The 14,123-nt window shown below is 63.2% G+C and carries 13 protein-coding genes, 1 pseudogene and 1 other annotated feature; of the genes and pseudogenes, 7 read left to right on the forward strand and 7 right to left on the reverse strand.

Translation table 11 applies throughout. The features are described 5' to 3' along the window. Positions 1-3: 3 nt before the first annotated feature. Both P73_RS26110 and P73_RS09735 read left to right on the forward strand, forming a co-directional pair. Entirely contained in the window at positions 4-1,731 is a 1,728-nt protein-coding gene (locus P73_RS26110) for a DUF2793 domain-containing protein (protein WP_245629259.1), read from the forward strand. Continuing rightward, positions 1,700-2,922 (forward strand): IS3 family transposase gene (locus tag P73_RS09735; RefSeq protein ID WP_420836116.1). Its coding sequence is split into 2 segments (ribosomal slippage): positions 1,700-1,988 and positions 1,988-2,922, totalling 1,224 coding nucleotides; the frame shifts between segments, so codons are not numbered across the junction. The genes P73_RS26110 and P73_RS09735 overlap by 32 nt, the downstream gene beginning before the upstream one ends. After that, positions 1,981-2,097, forward strand: a sequence feature (AL1L pseudoknot). Its footprint overlaps the gene before it by 117 nt. Before the next feature lie 36 nt (positions 2,923-2,958). Here the strand turns inward: P73_RS09735 and P73_RS09740 are convergent. The 3 genes from P73_RS09740 to P73_RS09750 are packed head-to-tail and all read right to left on the reverse strand — an operon-like array spanning position 2,959 to position 5,827. Beyond that, positions 2,959-4,290, reverse strand: coding sequence for a type I restriction enzyme subunit R domain-containing protein (locus P73_RS09740; RefSeq protein ID WP_043871549.1), 1,332 nt, complete (start codon positions 4,288-4,290; stop codon positions 2,959-2,961). Beyond that, entirely contained in the window at positions 4,287-5,363 is a 1,077-nt protein-coding gene (locus P73_RS09745) for a serine/threonine-protein kinase (RefSeq protein ID WP_158401927.1), read from the reverse strand. The genes P73_RS09740 and P73_RS09745 overlap by 4 nt, the downstream gene beginning before the upstream one ends. Then, positions 5,360-5,827: a hypothetical protein gene (locus tag P73_RS09750; RefSeq protein ID WP_043869420.1), complete on the reverse strand. Its 468-nt coding sequence runs from the start codon at positions 5,825-5,827 to the stop codon at positions 5,360-5,362. Before P73_RS09750 ends, P73_RS09745 begins: the two co-directional genes overlap by 4 nt. A gap of 423 nt (positions 5,828-6,250) precedes the next feature. On the opposite strand from P73_RS09750, the gene P73_RS09760 reads away from it, so the two are divergent. Beyond that, positions 6,251-6,925, forward strand: a complete 675-nt coding sequence (locus P73_RS09760) for a YcbK family protein (protein ID WP_043869421.1) — start codon at positions 6,251-6,253, stop codon at positions 6,923-6,925. 479 nt (positions 6,926-7,404) lie between these two features. On the opposite strand, the pseudogene P73_RS09770 reads toward P73_RS09760, so the two are convergent. Together P73_RS09770 and P73_RS24905 are read right to left on the reverse strand one after the other, a co-directional pair. Continuing rightward, positions 7,405-8,434: pseudogene (locus P73_RS09770) on the reverse strand (IS110 family RNA-guided transposase). A gap of 102 nt (positions 8,435-8,536) precedes the next feature. Then, positions 8,537-9,297 (reverse strand): IS5 family transposase gene (locus P73_RS24905; RefSeq protein ID WP_139267087.1). Its coding sequence is split into 2 segments (ribosomal slippage): positions 8,537-8,973 and positions 8,973-9,297, totalling 762 coding nucleotides; the frame shifts between segments, so codons are not numbered across the junction. Between the two features lie 75 nt (positions 9,298-9,372). Between P73_RS24905 and P73_RS09785 the strand changes: the two genes are divergently transcribed. Further along, positions 9,373-9,630, forward strand: a complete 258-nt coding sequence (locus P73_RS09785; protein ID WP_043869426.1) for a hypothetical protein — start codon at positions 9,373-9,375, stop codon at positions 9,628-9,630. 26 nt (positions 9,631-9,656) lie between these two features. Here P73_RS09785 and P73_RS09790 read toward each other — a convergent pair whose 3' ends face one another. Beyond that, the gene (locus P73_RS09790; RefSeq protein ID WP_043869427.1) at positions 9,657-10,130 is read right to left on the reverse strand and encodes a DUF411 domain-containing protein; all 474 of its coding nucleotides are present in this window, start codon (positions 10,128-10,130) and stop codon (positions 9,657-9,659) included. Positions 10,131-10,249: 119 nt separating this feature from the next. Next, positions 10,250-12,748 carry a heavy metal translocating P-type ATPase gene (locus P73_RS09795; RefSeq protein WP_043871553.1) on the reverse strand — a complete coding sequence of 833 codons (2,499 nt, stop codon included), beginning with the start codon at positions 12,746-12,748 and terminating at the stop codon, positions 10,250-10,252. 158 nt (positions 12,749-12,906) lie between these two features. On the opposite strand from P73_RS09795, the gene P73_RS09800 reads away from it, so the two are divergent. The 3 genes from P73_RS09800 to copM all read left to right on the forward strand — a co-directional run bounded on the left by P73_RS09800 (position 12,907) and on the right by copM (position 14,110). Then, on the forward strand, positions 12,907-13,104 hold the full coding sequence (locus tag P73_RS09800) for a heavy-metal-associated domain-containing protein (RefSeq protein WP_043869428.1): 198 nt from the start codon (positions 12,907-12,909) through the stop codon (positions 13,102-13,104). Positions 13,105-13,202: 98 nt separating this feature from the next. Further along, positions 13,203-13,580 carry a hypothetical protein gene (locus tag P73_RS25600; protein WP_139267224.1) on the forward strand — a complete coding sequence of 126 codons (378 nt, stop codon included), beginning with the start codon at positions 13,203-13,205 and terminating at the stop codon, positions 13,578-13,580. 35 nt (positions 13,581-13,615) lie between these two features. Next, positions 13,616-14,110 carry a CopM family metallochaperone gene (gene copM, locus P73_RS26645; RefSeq protein ID WP_043869429.1) on the forward strand — a complete coding sequence of 165 codons (495 nt, stop codon included), beginning with the start codon at positions 13,616-13,618 and terminating at the stop codon, positions 14,108-14,110. Positions 14,111-14,123: the final 13 nt, after the last annotated feature.

The following is a 14,123-nucleotide window of genomic DNA, read 5'->3' on the forward strand; positions in this document are numbered from 1 at the left end:
CCCATGTCCGACGCCACGACCTATCTCCTGCTGCCATACATCCTGGCGGCGCAGGCCCAGAAGCATGTCACCCACAACGAGGCGCTGCGGATCCTCGACGGGCTTGTCCAGCTCTCCGTCCTCGACCGGGACCTGACCACGCCGCCAGTCAGCCCTGCCGATGGCGACCGCTACGTTGTCGGCTCGGGCGCGACGGGCGACTGGGCGGGGTGGGATCTGAACATCGCCCTCTGGACCGACGGCGCCTGGTTGCGCCTGCCACCGCGTACTGGCTGGCGGACATGGGTCGAGGACGAGGCCGTGCTGCTCGTCTGGACTGGCGCTGCCTGGGAGGTCGTCGGCGAGCCAAGCGACATCTCGGACGCCGTCTTCAGCCTGATCAACGATGCCGATCCCACAAAGAAGGCGGTCTTCTCGCTGTCCGGGATCAGCACCGGCACGACCCGCAGCTACACGCTGCCCAACACCTCCTCGGAACTGGCGATCCTGGCGGGGACCCAGACCTTCAACGGCAACAAGACCTTCTCGGGCACACTGACGGCCTCCGGTACCGTCACGGTCTCGGGAGCGACTGCGACCATCGGCACGGCCACGGGAACGGCGACCTACGGCATGGGCACCGGGGCGACGACCACCGGCCTTACCAAGACCGTGAACCTCGGCACCGGCGGCGCGTCGGGGTCGACCACGGTCGTCAACATCGGCCCCGTGACCTCGGGCGCGAACGGCACCACGGTGATCAACACGCCGACTGTAACCTTCGCCAATGCCGTGACCCAGGTCGGCATGCCCCAGGCGAACCTGACCGCCCAGCTTCTGGGCCTCGGCGGGGCGACGGCCGACAGCTACAACCGGCTGTCGGTCAACACCCCCGCGGTGCTCCTGAACAACGCGGGCGCCGGGATCGAGGCGACGGTCAACAAGGCCGCGGCCGCCAACGATGCGAGTTTCGCTTTCAAGACCAACTGGTCGGCCCGCGCACTGATCGGCCTTCTTGGCAGCGACGATTTCAGCTTCAAGGTCAGCCCGGACGGCTCGGCCTTCTACGAGGCGATCCGGATCGACCGCACCAGCGGCCGGGTCGAGATGCCCGAACCTCTGGTGCTCCCGGCGCTCGATGCCGTGCCCGCACCGCCGCCGACCGGCAAGCTGGCTATTTATGCGCGCGACCGCGCGGGGGCTGGATGGCTCGACGTCCAGCGCCCCTCGGGGCGGTTCTTTCCGCTGCAGCCGCATTTCGGGGTGAACCGCATCGCGACCTGGGCGCCGTCCACCGGTACGACCGTCAACACCAACGGCATGCCGCGCACCGCCGTCGGCACCGTGTCCACGCCGACACTCGCCACCACCAACCTTTCGACCTCAATGCGCCGCTGGCGCGTGACCAGCGCCGCCACCGCCGATGCAGCGGCGGAGGAGCGTTCGGCCGGCTGGGTCTGCTGGCGCGGCAATGCGGATGGGCTGGGCGGCTTCACCTACGTGAACCGGCTCTCGCTGGTGACGCTGCAGGCGACCGGTATGGGCTTCTTCGGCCTCTACGGATCGACCACGGCGCTGGCCACGACCTTGACGTTGTCCGCCGTGGTGAACTGCATCGGCATCGGCTTCCAGCGCGGCACCCACACGAACTGGCAACTCGTGCAGAATGAACCGCTCCGGGTTTGCCGGAGGCTCCAACTCTTGAGTAGGATGGAGCATCATGAGCAAGACAACGAACAAATATTCCCCTGAAGTGCGCGAGCGAGCGGTTCGTATGGTTTTGGACAACGCCGGTCAGCATGAGAGCCGCTGGCAAGCGATCGTATCGATCTCGGCGAAGATAGGCTGTTCGACGAACACGCTGAATGACTGGGTCAAAAAGGCAGAGATTGATCGTGGCGACCGTGCTGGGGTCAGTACCGAGATGGCCGAGAAGATGAAGGCGCTGGAGCGCGAGAACCGCGAACTCAAGCAGGCGAATGAGATCCTGCGGAAGGCGTCGGCGTATTTTGCGATGGCGGAGCTCGACCGCCGACCGAAGTCATGATCGCCTTTATCGACGATTATCGTGGAGAGCTCGGGGTCGAGCCGATCTGCAAGCACCTGCCGATTGCCCCGTCCACATACTACGATCATCTGGCCAAACGGGCCGACCCTGATCTGCGCTCGGATCGGTTCAAGCGCGACGACGAGCTTCGCCCCGAGATCGAGCGCGTGTTCGATGAGAATTACAAGGTCTATGGCGTGCGCAAAGTCTGGCGCCAGATGCGGCGGGAAGGATTTGATGTGGCCCGATGCACGATAGCCCGGTTGATGAAGGATTTGGGCCTGCAGGGCGTCATCCGGGGCAAGCCGCATAAAACGACGATCCCTGACAAGAAGCAGCCGTGCCCGATGGACAAGGTAAACCGGCAATTCCGGGTGCCGGCACCGAACATGCTCTGGGTCAGCGATTTCACCTATGTCGCCACCTGGCAAGGGTTCGTTTATGTGGCATTCGTGATCGACACGTTCGCGCGCCGGATCGTTGGGTGGCGCGTCAGCCGCACGGCTCACACAGGCTTCGTTCTCGACGCTTTGGAACAGGCTGTTCATCAGCGGCAGCCTGGTGTGGGACTGATCCATCACTCAGACCGCGGATCGCAATACCTGGCGATAAAATACACCGAACGCTTGGCCGAGGCAGGAATCGAACCCTCGGTCGGCAGCGTCGGTGACAGCTATGACAACGCTTTGGCCGAGACAATCAATGGTCTCTTCAAGGCGGAGGTCATCCACCGCCGTGGCCCGTGGCGCAGTCTGGACGCCGTGGAATACGCCACTCTGGAATGGGTCGACTGGTTCAACAATCGCCGCCTCCTCGAGCCCATCGGGAACATCCCACCAGCGGAAGCAGAGGCAAACTTCTACGCAGCTCTGGTAACTAAGACCATAGCCGCATAACTTAAACCAAACAGCCTCCGGCAAACCCGGAGCGGTTCACAGGGCGCTGTCGAGCTCGCCTAGCAACCCTTCGTAGTCGATGATGAAGCCGAACTGCTTCTCCGTGCCACCGTCCTCGTAGAGGCGGTTTACGCGCGCAATCGCCTGCAGGAGGTTATGTTCCTTCAGGGACTTGCAGACGTAAAGGACCGTGTTACGGGGCGCGTCGAAGCCGGTGAGCAGCTTGGAGACGATGATCAGGATTTCTGGATCGCCGGAGCCCTTGAAGGCGTCGATGATCTGGCGGTTGTACTCTTCCTCGGTCTTGTACCGCGCCATCATTGACAACCAAAATTTCCGCACGAGGTCCTTGGATTCCTGGTCGACCTCCTCGTTGCCCTCGTTATCGTCCGGCGGCGAGATGACGATCGCACTCGACACGTGGCCGATCTCGTCGAGGACCTCCTTGAAGCGGACGGCCGCCGCTTTCGACGGGGCGATGAGCTGCGCCTTGAACCCAGTACCCTGCCAGTGCTGGCGAAAGTGCTCGGAGATGTCGAACGCCTTGGCTCGAATGGCCTGATCGGTCTTGGCCAAGGCGTCCATCCGAGAGAACTTCCGCTTTAGATCACGCTTCTGGTTCTCGGTCAGCCCCTCGCTGATCTTGTCGAACCAACGGTCGATAACTGCGCCCGAGACCTGCTGCTCAACGAGCCGTCCCTCGTAGAGCAGCGGCACGACGGCACCGTCGGCGACCGCCTCGTCAATAGCGTAGCGGTGGATGAACCGCCCGAAGGTCGACAGCGTGTTCTTCTCCTTCTTCAGCAGAGGCGTACCGGTGAAGCCGAGGTAGCAGGCCTTTGGAAGGAGGCGGCGCATCTTGGCGGCGAATTGGCTGTGGCCGCCGTAGCGCCCCGTCTGAGTCCTGTGGCTCTCGTCCACCAGCACGAAGATGTTCGGATCTTCGTCCGCCAGCTTGCTGTTCTTCAACGCCGTATCGAACTTGTTGATGATCGTGGTGACCAGCGGAGCCTTGTTTTGGACGAGCTCTAGAAGGTGAGCCCCGCTCGTCGCGCGGATCGGCTCGAGATCACAGGACTTGAAGGTATCTTTGATCTGCTTGTCGAGATCATCGCGGTCCGTGACTATGATGATCCGCGGGTTCTCGATGCTGCGCTCTAAGGCGAAGGAATACTCGCGACCCCGATGGGTAAAGCGGTTGATGCGCATCAGCTGCTCGGCAAGAACATCGTCCAGCACGACGTTACGGAGGCGCCCGCCACGGAGGCGGAGGGCCTCCTCCTGCGAGAGCGGCGTGAACCCGAGCGCGACCAGCAGCTGAAGTGCCGGGACCTGGGATTGGTGTTTCTCAGCGGCGATGAAAGTCATTTGCCGGTCACCACGAATTGCTTGAAGTCCGCGACGACCTTTTCCGCCTGCTTTTGGGTGACACCACGCTTGCAGAACTGGGTGACGCGCTGATTATTGCCTGAGACCACATTGCGCTTGCTGCAGGTCACGTCGAACTTCCCGCCTGCTACCGGCGAGACCGAGTGCGAGAACTCGTGGGTCCTGCATATGCCGACTTCGCTGCCGGCGGCGTCGACTGTCCAGTGCCCGGGGTAGTTCAGCTTTTCAAGCGCTCGCCGCATCTCGAGAGCGCTGGTGTACCGCTGGACCGGATCAGGATGGACAGCCTTCAGGATGACGCGACGAACTGCTGCTGGGATGTGGCACCCGAAGTCCTTCGCCTGAAGCAGCTTCCCAGACGCTATGTCCTGTTCGTACTGCGCCGTGCCGATGCTGGCGCGAACTGCCCGCAGATGGTCCATGTGAATAAGCAACCGTGCGAGGGTCATGCCGACCTGGAAGATGTCCGAACTGACGCCGATGTTGCCCGTCGTAAGGACTTCCGGTGCACGGTGGAGAACGTAGGCGTTCGGGGCCGCTACCGGGGCACCGTTCGATGAAACGCCCGTAATCCCGTAGTCCGACAGCATGGCCTGCTGCTGAGACCCCAGCAGAATGTTCCCCGGCTTGATGTCGTTGTGATAGAAGCTGCGCGCATGGAGATACTCCAGCCCCTGCAGGATATCTCGTGCGATCCGCAGGACGGCGGGAAGCGGCAGATAGCCCGCCGGATTTGCCAGGGTCTCGACCGAGCCGTTCGGCTGGTAGTCCATGGCGAGGATGACGGCATGCTCCCCCGACACCGGCACGACATCGGCCTGGTGGACGTACACGAGGTTGTTGTGCTCGAGCCGGTTGCCGATCTGGGCCTCACGCAGCCGCTCGTCCACGGACACCCCTGGCTGGAGGATCTTGACCGCGTACTCTCGCTGCACGGCAAGATCATGCGCCAGCCAGACCTCTCCGAAGCTGCCTGCGCCGATCTTGCTGACCAACCGGTACTTGTAGAGGGTCATGCCGGGCGTGAGGGTGACAAGGACAAGCTGGTTCATGGCCGGCGCAGCCCCCACCATGCCGCATTCACGGCGTCGGCCATCTTGTTGTCCCAGTATTTGTCGGTCTTTCCGACCCGGGTGTCAGCGTGCTGCTTCGTCTCCTTGCTCGTCGTGGGCATGGATGAGTAGATCTTCAGCTCGACAGGGATCCCACGATGCGCACAGGCGAGCACGACGGCGGCATCGGCATGAGCCGACTTCCGCTTCGCCTTGGTATCGCTCTGCGTGTATTCGTTCTGCTTGATCATCACTTTTGCGATGCCGGGATGGGCATCGAAGATCGCCAGAACTTCGCGGTACAGCCAGTCCAGCCGCTCGGCATCGGCGTCCTCCCCGATCGAGGCAGGGACGGACAGCTTGTTGTCGCTGGCCGCGTTCTCCAGCGTGTAGGCGCCGCCCACTTCCGACACGACTGCGTAGCGGGGGGCCTTCGGGTCGCCGCGAAATCCAAGAACCTTCATGCCAATACCTTCTCTAAATTCACGCGCCACTGCCATTCACGCAGGAGGCGCGTGCCGGTGAGGCGCCAAGCGCGCGCTCGCCGATGTCGGTCTCGACGGCGACGAGGCCGCGCTCGACATCCGCGATCTGCGCTCGCTCGTCGACTGCATCCGGCTGGTGCGCCGCACCGCGATGCAGACCGCCGTCCGCATGATCACCACCGCCGTCATGCTCGCGCTGCTCGCCGGCATCGCCATCAAGCTCAAGATCTTCGGCGGCAGCCCGTAGCCGCTCACCACCCCGTTAGCCTAACCGTGACCAGCCCTGGTGGCGGGGTGAGCCGCGGTCTGTCTGTCAGGCAGACGGGAAGGTCCAGTGGACATTCCCGAGCGGCGAACGCACAGAGCCCTGCGAGGGGCCGGAAACTCGTTTCGGAGGACCCCATGACCACGACCTTCCACCGCCACTGGCGTGACGTACCGGAGAGCACCTGGCGCTGGCCCAACTTCTCCCCCGCCGAGATCGCCTGCCGGGGCACCGGCAAGCTGCTCATCAACGAGCCCGCGCTCGACAAGCTGCAGGCGCTGCGTGACCGGCTGGGCAAGCCGCTGATCGTCCGCTCGGCCTATCGCAGCCCCGAGCACAACCGCGCCGTGGGCGGCGCGACCCGATCGAAGCACCTCGACGGCGCCGCCTTCGACATCGCCATGGCGAACCACGACCCGGTGGCCTTCGAGGCCGCAGCGCGCGAGGTGGGGTTCCTCGGCTTCGGCTTCTATCCGCGCTCGGAGTTCATCCATGTCGATCTCGGGCCGGCACGGCAGTGGGGCGAGCGGTTCCCGGCGCGTGCCGTTCCCTTTGCCGCCGAGACCCCGCCGCAGCGCGAAGTCCTGGCGCAGAGTCGGACCATGAAGGGCGGTGGCGCGGCGGGCGTCGCGACGCTCGGAGCAGCCGGAGTCGAGGTGGCGGAGCAGGTGCTCACCGAAACCCAGACCGCGATCCTGCCGCTCGTCCCGTATCTCGACACCCTGCGCTGGGTGTTCATCGCGGTCGCCCTCGGCGGCATCGCGGTCACGATCTACGCCCGCCTCGATGACTGGAAACGAGGACAGCGATGATCGCTGCGCTCCTGACCGGTTTCGCCGCCAGCCCGTGCATGCGGGTGGCGCTACGCTACTGCGCCGTCGTGCTCGCCGTGATCCTGTTCCTGCTAGCGCTTCGGCGGTCCGGCGAACGCACGGGCCGCCTCGCCGAACGCCTTGAGACTAGGCTCAGGACTTCGGTAACGGGGGCGTCCCAGTCAAGCGGTTTTGCGCACAACAATTGACCCGCCGTAGAGGTTACTTTGATATACTTGGTGCCGGTCCTGGCTTCCTTCGCGGCCTATAGCTGAGATCCTTGGGGAACATGCTTCGGTTCGTGGTCAGCGCGATGGCTGCCAACATGATGCTGGTTCGATGTAATTCCGATGTGCCCATCTCATAGGCGTGCTTGGCAAAAACCAGCGACAGTCCTGACCACGGCATCATCGGAACCACGTCCCTGCGGGACCTCAAAGGCCTGCGATCAGGCAGGCAACGGGTGGGGTGTCATCCTGTTAGGCAGGGTTTGGCGCCGCATCTGATTGGAAGGTTGTGCCATCGACCCAAATCCGATGCAGTATGACAGCGATGCGGCGTGCGAGGGCGACCATCGCAACTTTGCGTCCGCGCCGCTGCACGAGTTGGGCTCCCCACGTTCTCAGCCAAGTCGATCGGCCACGGTTCATCATGACAGTTGCAGCCTGGCACAACGCCCTTCTCAGATTGACATCGCCAGCTTTGGTTATACCACCCGACACGTCCCGTTCACCGGACTGGTTGCGTGAAGGCGTCAAACCAACCCAGGGTCCGACCCTTTTCGAAGACCGAAAGCGGGCCGGATCATCGACCGCAGCACGAAATGTCAGTGCTACGACGACACCGATTCCTGGCATCGACATAAGGCGTTGGCAAACCGGATCATCCCAGGCCAACCGCCGCACGCACTTTTCGAGATCGGCCAGTTCCTGGTCGTAGGGACGCTCGGGCCCGCAGCATCGGTTCAGTCGCGGCTTCCAGCATCGGATTGCCATCTGCCAATTCCCGAATGCGTGTCTCGAACTTGCCGCGGGAGATCGCACCGACCTTGAGGCCAAAGTTCCGCAGCAATCCGCGCACCGACATTTCCAGAGCGATCATGTTCTGCTGGATAGCCTTTCGAGCGCCGAGAACTGCCCGGGTTTCCTGAGCAGAGACGGATTTACAGTGAACCGGGCGGAACCAGCCGAGATGAAGAAGGCGTGCAATCCCTTCTGCATCGCGGCGATCCGTCTTGATCGGCATCGCCTTCAACGCTCCTTTCACCTGGCGCGTTTCCATGAGCACCGCTTCCAGTCCAGCTTCGGTCAGCCCTCTGTGCAGCCATTGCGACAGTGGCCCGGCCTCCAGGCCAATCGCTGCGATACTGCCGTCAAGTTCGTCCAACCAATGCGCCAAAGCTTCCGGTTCACTTTCAGTCTCCGCCTCTTTGACGATCTGGCCATGCTCGCTGACCACACAAACTGCGGTCTTCGCCAACGACACATCCAATCCAATAAATAGCTTCATCCCGTCATCCTCCATCTGGGTTCAATACGGGAATGGCGACAGCGCGGTGCTGATCTGACAAGTGGCAACGGTCGTGCGTGACGCAGGCCCCGTTACAGCATCTCATAGCCAGAAAAGGACGGTTGCGGCGAGGGCGATGGCTGAGAGAAAAACCTTCGGGCACCTGTCGTAGCGGGTTGCAACGCGCCTCCAGTCCTTCAGTCTGCCGAACATGATCTCGATCCGGTTGCGGCGCTTGTAGCGTCGCCGATCGTATCGGACTGGTGTCTTCCGTCCCTTTCGGCCCGGGATGCAGACCCGCAAGCCCTTGTCTTGCAGACTTTCTCTGAGCCAATCGGCATCATAGCCGCGATCGCCGAGAAACCACTTCGCAGGTGGGAGATCGCGCAGCATCGCCCGTGCGCCGGTATAGTCGCTCACTTGGCCCGCGGACATGAAGAAGCGCAGGGGGCGGCCCTCGCCGTCAGTGACCGCGTGGAGCTTTGTGTTCATTCCGCCTTTCGTTCGGCCGATGAGGCGTCCGCGCCCCCCTTTTTTGCTCGCAGGCTGGATGCCGTGCGATGCGCCTTCAGGTAGGTTGCATCGATCATGATGGTCTCGGGCTCAGGGGCCTCCGCGGCCAGCCCCTCGAAGATCCTGGCAAAGACACCGAGCTCGCTCCATCGCTTCCAGCGGTTGTAGAGCGTCTTTGGAGGCCCATACTCCGAAGGCGCGTCACACCACCTCAAGCCGTTGCGATTGATGAAGATAATGCCGCTCAGGACACGACGATCATCAACGCGAGGGCGCCCATGGCTCTTTGGGAAGAAGGGCCGAAGGCGCTCCATCTGCGCCTCCGTCAACCAGAACAAGTTGCTCGTCATATCGGCCTCCTTGCGGAGCCGTGAATCACGACAAGCCCGACAAATCAATGGGTCCTGAGCCTAGGGAGAAGGCCAATGATGTCCAACGCCGGATGCTGGAAGCCGCCGCTCGCCGCCCTCGCGATCGCAACGAGCTTGCTGAGCGGCTGTGCGACGGTCGGTTCTGAGACGGGCGAGTTCGGGACTTGCCCACCCGTCGTCGAATATAGCTGGGAGTTTCAGGCCAGGGCTGCCGAGGAACTGGCTTCGTTGCAGCTTGGCCCGGCCGTTGGCGAGATGCTGAGCGACCACGCTGTCATGCGCGACCAGGCGCGTACGTGTCTTCGGCCCTGATCACGCGCCAAACAGCAGCACCAGGATCAGGCAGCCGCATAGATTGTGAAAACTTCGGTCGACCCACTGCGCCGGATCAGGAACACCTCGTACGCCTCGCGCTCGCTTTCCGGGCCCATGCCGGGCGACCCGTAGGGCATCCCGGGCACGGCGAGACCGATGGCGTCCGGGCGTTCCTCCAGCAGCGGCCGGATATCGGCGGGCGGAACATGACCTTCGATCATGTAGCCCGCGATCCTGCCTGTGTGGCACGAGGCCATTTCCTGCGGGATGCCGTTGTCGAGCTTGTAGCGGGCGAGCAGCGTCCCCATGCTCTCCTCGACCGTCACATCGAACCCGTCGGCCCGCACAATCTCGACCCAGGCCGAGCAACATCCGCAATTGAGATCCTTGAGGACATGGAGCGCAGACCCTGCGATGGCCATTGCGGGGACAGCACCGGCAACCGAGGCAGCGCATGCGCCCAGCACGAAGCCTCTTCGGGAAAGTATCAGTTGCATGTCTTCCTCCGTTTCTCAGACGTTCTCTGCAGCGCTGCGGGTCATGTGTTTCCGACGTTCTTGCCTGTCTATCGCAGACAGCCAATCCGTGCCATGCGGCAGCATTTCCCAGTTCCTCATCATCGACCGACGTCAGCCATCGGAGCCCGGAAGCGCTTCAGTCTCAGCGCATTGCCCAACACGAACACACTCGACATCGCCATGGCACCGGCCGCCAGGACCGGCGACAGGAGCCACCCGAAGGCGGGATAGAGCGCCCCGGCTGCAACCGGGATGAGCGCAGTGTTGTAAGCGAAGGCCCAGAACAGATTCTGCCGAATGTTCCGGATCGTCGCCTTTGACAACGCGATCGCATTCGGAACGCCCTTGAGGCTGCCCGACATCAGGACCACGTCGGCGGCCTCGATGGCGATGTCGGTGCCGGTGCCGATGGCAATGCCGACATCCGCCTCGGCCAATGCGGGCGCGTCGTTGATGCCGTCCCCGACATAGGCAAGCCCACCATGTTGGTGCTTCAGCGCCCTGACGGCCTCCACCTTGCCGTCCGGCAGCACCTCGGCCACGACCTCGTCGATCCCGAGCTGTCGTGCGATGGCTTGCGCCGTGCGCCGGTTGTCACCAGTAATCATCGCCACCTTCAGTCCGAGATCGTGCAGGGCTCGGATGGCCTCCGGCGTGGATGGCTTGATCGGATCGGCGACGGCGATGATCGCGGCAAGCTCGCCGTCGACGGCGGCGTAGAGCGGCGACTTGCCCTCGTCGGCCAGTCGCGCGGCGATTGTCGCGAATTCACCGACATCGAGCCCGAGCTTCTCCATGAAACGATCGGCGCCGATCTCGACGCGGCGTCCGCCGACATCAGCGCTGACCCCATAGCCCGTCACGCTGTCGAACCGGGACAAGTCGGACAGCTTCAGCCCGTCTGCCTCGGCGGCTTCGACGATGGCGCGCGCGATCGGATGCTCCGATTTCACCTCGACGGAGGCGACCAGTGCCAGAACATCGTTACGGGCATGACCGCCGGTGGTCTCAAGGTCGGTGAGGGTGGGCTTGCCTTCGGTTAGCGTCCCGGTCTTGTCGAGCGCGACGACGCGGGCGTCCTTGAGCGACTGCAGCGCTTCGCCCTTGCGGAACAGCACGCCCATCTCCGCGCCGCGCCCGGTTCCGACCATGATCGACGTGGGTGTCGCGAGTCCCATCGCGCAGGGGCACGCGATGATCAGCACGGCGACGGCATTGACGAGCGCGAAGGTGGTCGCAGGCTCCGGCCCGAAGATCGCCCAGACAAGGAAAGTGAGCGCGGCCGCCGCCATGACGGCAGGCACGAACCACAGCGTCACGCGATCAACGAGCGCCTGGATGGGAAGCTTGGAGCCCTGAGCCTCCTCGACCATACGGATGATCTGCGCGAGCATGGTGTCGGCGCCGACCGCGGTTGCGCGGAAGGTGAGTGCGCCGGTCTGGTTGACGGTTCCACCCACCACGGTCGCGCCAGCCTGCTTCTCGACCGGCACCGGCTCTCCGGTGATCATGGCTTCGTCGACGAAGGACACGCCCTCGACGACCTCGCCGTCCACGGCGATCCGCTCCCCGGGTCGGACATCGACAAGGTCGCCTGTCACGACGTCGCCAAGCGCCACCTCGACAACCTTGTCATCGCGGCGGACGCGGGCCGTCTTCGGCTGGAGACCGACAAGGCGCTTGATCGCTTCCGAGGTCCTGCCCTTGGCCCGAGCCTCCAGATAGCGGCCGAGAAGGATCAGCGTGACAATGACGGCAGCCGCCTCGAAGTAGACGTTCACCGTTCCTGCGGGCAAAATCTGCGGCGCGAATGTCGCGACGACCGAGTAGGTCCAGGCGGCCAGCGTGCCGACCGCGACCAGCGAATTCATGTCCGGGGCGCCCCTGATGAGCGCCGGCAGGCCGATCCGGTAAAACCGCAGGCCCGGCCAGAACAGCACCACTGTCGTCAGAACGAACTGCAGGTACCAGCTTTCGCGCATGCCGATGGTGGTCATGACGAGCTCATGGACGGCCGGGATCAGGTGCGAGCCCATCTCCAGCACGAACACCGGCAGCGTCAGGATGGCCGCGATGGCGACGTCGCGACCCAAGGCAGCTTGCTCCGCCTGCTTGCGGGACGCCTGCGTCTCGTCGTCATCGTTTCCACTTACCGTCCGCGCCTCATACCCCGCAGAGGCGACTGCAGCGACAAGATCGCGATCCGCGACAGTGCCGGACGTCGAAAGCGAAGCACGTTCGGTCGCAAGGTTCACGGTGGCGGATACGACGCCCGGAACTGCGAGCAGCGCCTTTTCCACGCGCGCCACGCAGGACGCGCAGGTCATGCCATCGATGGCGAGCGTGATCGCGCGACCTGGAACCTCGTAGCCTGCGTCTTCGATCGCCCGGACCAGCCTGGCCCGATCGACAGGCTGGACCAAGGTTACATCGGCACGCTCGGTGGCGAGGTTGACCGTCGCCTTTCCCACGCCTTCAACGCGGTTCAAGGCCTTCTCGACTCGCCCGACGCAGGAAGCACAGGTCATCCCGATGACCGGTAACGAGACAGTGGCGTGTCTTGGTGTCGGGTTGGAAGCGATCTCGTGGACGTTCATCGTCAACTCCATTGGCGAGTGCTGTTGGATCTCTTCTGCTCTTTCCAGTCACTGGAAGGTCAACCCCCGATTTCGTCTGATATCGCCCCTTGACCTTCCACCAAGTGGAAGCCCCATCTTGTAGGAACCTAGGAAGCAGAACCCTTCAGGAGAGTGCCATGCAGTTCCAGATCGACAACATGACGTGCGGCGGCTGCGCCAGGAGCGTCACCAAGGCGATCCATTCGGTCGATCCGCAGGCGAAGGTCGACGTCGATTTGCCCCAGAAGCGGGTGACCGTGGAATCGGGCGTCGATCGATCTGCTGTTGCGTCCGTGCTCGAGGACGCCGGGTTCTCGCCTCGCCCTGCGGCATGACGCTCGGGCAATAGTCAGAAGCAGCGTCAAGAGGAACGCGCTGACTTGAAGCGGGTTGTAATTGCTGAGGCAGCGTCTTCCCTGGTGGATAACCATTGATGAAAAAATCAGCGCTGATTTGGAACATGGCAACTGCAGCGGTACTGGCGCTGGCATTCGCCTTCATCTGGCCGCCTGCCAGCTTTGGCTCCCCATTATCCTATGATCACGCGGCGCAAGCGGAAGCCCATACTCACCAGGCTCATGCCAAACCGCGCGGCCAGCACAGCTTTCTCACCGTTCAGATGGACGCCGACTGTGATGCTGCGGCAGCAGGCTGTTGCATGATGGCTCATTGCTGTCCGGGGATTTCAGTCGGAGCGCATGAAATTACGACCGTTACGACCAGCGACGAGACGACGGCTGCGACGCCGGTGCCGGGCTTGGGAAGCGATCCTGGGGTGATCCTCCCCCCTCCGCGACGTCTGTGGCTCTGATCGCTCGACAAATCATACATTCAGGAGAACTCAAGATGACTATCGCAAAGACGATCCTCGCCGCGGCTATCGCTGCAACCGCGTTCTCAGCGCCCGTCATGGCGCAGGACGCGGAATTCCAGCTCCCCGAGCAGTGCACGACAGCGGCTGCCTCGGGTGGCATGGATCACTCGGCCATGGGTCATGGCGGCATGCACGGCAATCAGGGCGGCGGCATGAACGCGGGCATGATGGAAATGATGGGTATGGGAGGCATGGACCTCGAATCCATGCCCGAGCATGTCCAGGAGAACATGCGCAAGATGATGATCACCATGCCGGCCATGCACGAAGGCATGATGATGGAGGATGCCGACGTGGCCTTCGCCTGTGGAATGATCGCCCACCATCAGGGCGCCATCGACATGGCTGAGGTTTTGCTCGAGCACGGCGACGATCCGCAGATGCGCGCGCTTGCCGAAGAGATCATCGCGGCGCAGGGCCCCGAGATCGAGCGGATGACCACCTGGCTGGCTGAGAACGCCAACTGAGACCACAGTGGCC

Origin of the sequence: Celeribacter indicus (genome assembly GCF_000819565.1) — a bacterium.
GTDB lineage: Bacteria > Pseudomonadota > Alphaproteobacteria > Rhodobacterales > Rhodobacteraceae > Celeribacter > Celeribacter indicus.